The sequence below is a fragment of the Wolbachia endosymbiont of Drosophila bicornuta genome, from assembly GCF_028982105.1.
GTDB lineage: Bacteria > Pseudomonadota > Alphaproteobacteria > Rickettsiales > Anaplasmataceae > Wolbachia > Wolbachia pipientis.
This window is the reverse complement of record NZ_JAPQLF010000127.1, coordinates 1-4,470: the sequence shown is the minus strand read 5'-3', so window position 1 is coordinate 4,470 and position 4,470 is coordinate 1. Positions and strand designations below refer to the sequence as shown.

General features: G+C 33.1%; 4 protein-coding genes and 1 pseudogene. 4 read left to right on the top strand and 1 reads right to left on the bottom strand.

Translation table 11 applies throughout. The features are described from left to right. Positions 1-1,142 (bottom strand): hypothetical protein (locus tag OZD68_RS05280; RefSeq protein WP_410543731.1); only part of this gene is annotated, 1,142 nt, incomplete at its 3' end. 570 nt (positions 1,143-1,712) lie between these two features. On the opposite strand from OZD68_RS05280, the gene OZD68_RS05275 reads away from it, so the two are divergent. The 4 genes and pseudogenes from OZD68_RS05275 (at position 1,713) to OZD68_RS05265 (ending at position 4,461) form a co-directional block, all read left to right on the top strand. Then, positions 1,713-1,973, top strand: a complete 261-nt coding sequence (locus OZD68_RS05275; protein WP_182309581.1) for a hypothetical protein — start codon at positions 1,713-1,715, stop codon at positions 1,971-1,973. Between the two features lie 35 nt (positions 1,974-2,008). Continuing rightward, positions 2,009-2,608 (top strand): annotated as a pseudogene (locus OZD68_RS06650) (ankyrin repeat domain-containing protein); the annotation flags it as partial. Next, positions 2,597-3,049, top strand: a complete 453-nt coding sequence (locus tag OZD68_RS06645) for an ankyrin repeat domain-containing protein (protein ID WP_375138388.1) — start codon at positions 2,597-2,599, stop codon at positions 3,047-3,049. The pseudogene OZD68_RS06650 and the gene OZD68_RS06645, both read left to right, overlap by 12 nt. Before the next feature lie 83 nt (positions 3,050-3,132). Beyond that, complete coding sequence (locus OZD68_RS05265; RefSeq protein WP_275009191.1) at positions 3,133-4,461, top strand: IS4-like element ISWosp9 family transposase; 1,329 nt, start codon at positions 3,133-3,135, stop codon at positions 4,459-4,461. The last annotated feature ends 9 nt before the right edge of the window (positions 4,462-4,470 follow it).

Here is a 4,470-nt window from a genome sequence, read left to right as displayed (position 1 = left end):
TTGTTTCCTTGCTTATCAAACCAAAGATCATATAACTCTTTAAAAGCTTTAGGAGCATTAGATCCTGCTCTACTTAAAATATTGGACATCTTAGCTAGATTTATTCCTTCTTTTTCTAGAGTGTTTAAAAGTTGTGTTTTGTTTCCTTGCTTATCAAACCAAAGATCATATAACTCTTTAAAAGCTTTAGGGGCATTAGATCCTACTCCATTCAAAATATTGGACATCCGAGCTAGACCTACTCCATTGTCTTTTAGAGTTTTCAAATATTGTGTTTTATTTCCTTGCTTATCAAACCAAAGATCATATAACTCTTTAAAAGCTTCAGAAGCTTTAGCTCCTGCTCCATTCAAAATACTGGACATATTAGACAGATTTATCCCCTCTCTTTCTAGAGTTTTTAAATATGGTGTTTTATTTCCTTGCTTATCAAACCAAAGATCATATAACTCTTTAAAAGCTTTAGGAGCATTAGATCTTGCTCCATTCAAAATACTGGACATTCGAGCTAGACCTACTCCATTGTCTTTTAGAGTTTTCAAATATGGTGTTTTATTTCCTTGCTTATCAAACCAAAGATCATACAACTCTTTAAAAGCTTTAGGAGCATTAGATCCTGCTCTACCTAAAATACTGGAAATATTAGACAGATTTATCCCCTCTTTTTCTAGAGTTTTTAAATATGGTGTTTTGTTTTCTTGCTCATCAAACCAAAGATCATATAACTCTTTAAAAGCTTTAGGAGCATTAGATCCTGCTCTACCTAAAATACTGGACATATTAGACAGATTTATTCCTTTTCTTTTTAGAACTTCTAGATATTTTGTCCCTTCTCCTGTAATTAAAAAATCTAAAAACTGATTAAATGCAGGTGTTCCTTCTCTACCAACCACACTTTTAGCAAATTTTATTTCTTCGTTAGACAAATCCTGTCTAGGTTCATCTTGTAAATCACTAGGAAATACCGAATCTTCATTACTAGTAACATTTACATCCATGCGCAGCCTCTTTGATACTGTGCCATCTTTGTCTGTAACAGAACGCCCATGTTTTCTACTCGTTTTACGATTTTTCTTACCTGAACTCCTCGAATGACTACCTTGTTCATGTGAGGAGCTTTCAGTATTTTGCAATGGTAACATAAAAACCTCTTGTTGTCGCTAGTCGTATAGTAGCAATAAAAATCAGCAAAGTAAAGTCATTTTTTTATGACTAGTAGCACTACTTTTCAATAGATATATATTTTCATACTCTTTATCATTAAATTAATAATATAGTCACTTTTATTTAATTAAAAATAACAAGCGTGAGAGCTTTTCGTTTTGGGATGCGTTGGTCTACCAAGTGTACCGTTCGAACTTTTCTTTATAGTGATTCTACTATATCCTAAAACCAGCTATATTAGCCTACTTTTACTACATTTACATACGAACTAACTTACCTAACTTTGTTGCAAAGATTGCAAGTTCCTATTTTCATAACCCTACTTTTACGTAGCTTGTTCTCACAAAGATACGATCTTTTTGGGATCTTTGAAGAAGTAAATAATTGAAATCTTTGTAATACTTGGTTGCAATGTTTTTTAGAGACAAAAGGTATTTTCCTATATCTGAATACAATAAATTTGTAATTCTGAAAAAAATATAAAACTATTGCTAATTATAATAATTGTGTAATAATTAAAACATAAGTTTTTAAGTTAAGGTAGTGTCGTGGGTAATCAATTGGAAGAAGTATCTAGTCCAATAAATATTCAAGCAGATTTAGAAGAGAACAGTATGGTTGATGGAATAGAAAAGCGGTCAAAAGAACAAGGTTTTTATGCAACACAGACCATACCAATTTATCAAGTTAATCAAAATATTACGTATTCATATTTAGCTACGCTCGATAGTCACTTAAAAACAGATGAGCATTGTGTACACGAAAGTAATATACATACTGACTTAATTTTGCTTTTCATGGTTCCTTAGAGAAAGTTCAAGATCTATTAAACAAAGGAGCTAGTGTTGAGATAAAAGACAACAATGGTAACACGCCTTTGCATCTTGCTGCTGGCAGGGGCCACTTCGTAATCGTTGGAACCATGTTAAAAAAAGGAGCTACTGTTGAGGTAATAAACAATGAAGAAGCTACTCCGCTGCATATCGCTGTTCAGATGGGTCACTTAAACGTAATTCAAGTTCTACTAGATAATGGTGCTGATGTTGATGCGCAAAAAGATAATGGTGACACTGCCTTACATATTGCTGCTAAAGCAGGCCACTTAGAAGTAGTTCAAGTTCTATTAGGAAAAGGGGCTAGTGTTGAGGCACGAAACAAAGAAGGATGCACTGCTCTTCATTCTGCTACTGAAATGGGTAAATTAAAAGTGGTTGAGTACTTTATAAGTGAAGAAAAAATCAATATTAACCAAGCAACCTATGATAATGACACTCCTTTGCATATTGCCGCTGAAATGTGTCACTTAGATGTAGTTCAATTTCTGTTAGAAAAAGGAGCCAGTGTTGAGGCACGAAACAACGAAGACTGTACTGCTTTGCATATTGCTGCTAGCGAGGACCACTTAGAAATAGTTAAAGCTCTATTGGGCCAAATGAATAATGCTGACATACGAAAGAATAGTTTCAAATGTGTATTGCATATTGCTGCTCGAGAGGGTTACTTAAAAATCGTTAAAGCTCTATTAGACAAAGGTACTGATATTAATGCAACAAACTATGAAGGCGATACTGCTTTAAATGAAGCTGCTGGATGTAGTCATTTGGAAGTAGTTCAATTTCTGTTAGAAAAAGGAGCTAGTTTTGAAGCACGAAACGAAGAAGGATGCACTGCTTTGCATATTGCTTGTGAGGTGGCCTGTTTAGGCATAGTTAAAGCTCTGTTAGAAAAGGGATCTGATGTTAATGTAGTAAGCGAAAAAAATGGCGATACTCCATTACATGAATCTGCTAGAATGAATTGCTACGATATAGTTGAATATCTTGTAGAGGAAGAAAAGGCTACTATTGATGTAAAAAACTTTAGAGGTGCATACGCGTCAAGTTAAGGAAAAGTGTAAGTAAAGTTGATAGAGTGAAGGAAAATAATAAGGTATAAATTCTCTTGGATATATGAATGAGAGAACTTACAATGGACAGAATAGCTTGCTTATCAAAAGACCTCAATGAATTCTTTAATGAAAAAGCAGACGAAATATCAATTGCAGTAGGTTTTATAAAAAGAAAGAGAAAACTTAATGGCTCATCATTCATAAAAGCTATGGTTTTTGGTAACATAGGAGTTGATGATTGCAGCATAGAAACAATGTGCCAATTGCTAAATGAAGACTCGATAGAAATTACAAAACAGGGTTTAGATTTTAGGTTTAGTGAAGAAGCAGTTGAGTTCATGAAAAAAATGTATAACGAAGCTTTGTGTTTATTTAAAAAAAGTCTACAGATTGATTGCAAAATTTTACAGCAATTTGGAAGCGTTAAATTATTGGATAGCAGCTACATTAGCCTGCCCAGTAGCATGGAAGATATGTACAAAGGATATGGCAGTAGCTATAGAGATTGTGAGAATAATACCAAATCAGGAATAAAGCTACAGTTAGTCTTTGATTACCTGAATCAAGCGCTAGATAAGTTAAATTTTATGGAAGGAATAAGGTCGGATCAAGGTTATAGGGATTATCTGAACGGTTTATCAGCCAATGATTTGCTAATATTTGACTTGGGCTACTTTGTGCCTAGTTCTTTTAAACAGATTGATGAAGCAGGTGCATATTTTGTTAGTCGTTATAAGTCTGATACCAATATATATGATATAGAAACAAATCAAAAAATAGAGCTATTGGAGTATTTAGAAGGTCAATTATCTTCAGAAAAAGAAGTATTATTAGGAAAGGAAGTAAAAATTAAGGTAAGAATTATATGTCAAAAGCTAACTGAAGAACAGTCTATGGCTAGAAGAAGAAAGGCTAATAAATTAGCAAAGTCACATGGATATACATCTTCTCAAAAGAATCAAAAGTTATTAGATTGGTCAATATTTATAACTAATGTTCCAGAGAGTAAAATTAATGCTGAACAAATATTGACGGTTTATAGAGTAAGATGGCAAATCGAATTACTATTTAAACTATATAAAAGTCATATCAATCTTGATAAACTAAAAGGAAAGACAAATCCATTTAGAGTATTGTGCGAGCTATACGCAAAATTATGTGCTATTCTCGTATTTCACGAAATGGTTGGCTTTGTAAAACTAAAAAAGAACACGGAGCTCAGTTTAACAAAGGCATTTATTGAATTGAAAAGGCGGGTTAGAGAGCTCTTTTTGATATTAAACAATATTGTCAATAATTTAAAAATTTTTCTAAAAAAGCTTACTATAATCTGGTCAAAGTTTTCTTTGAAAGACAGATATAGGAAGACCAGGGTATCTACTTTAAGCTCTCTACATTCCTTAACTTGACGCGTATGG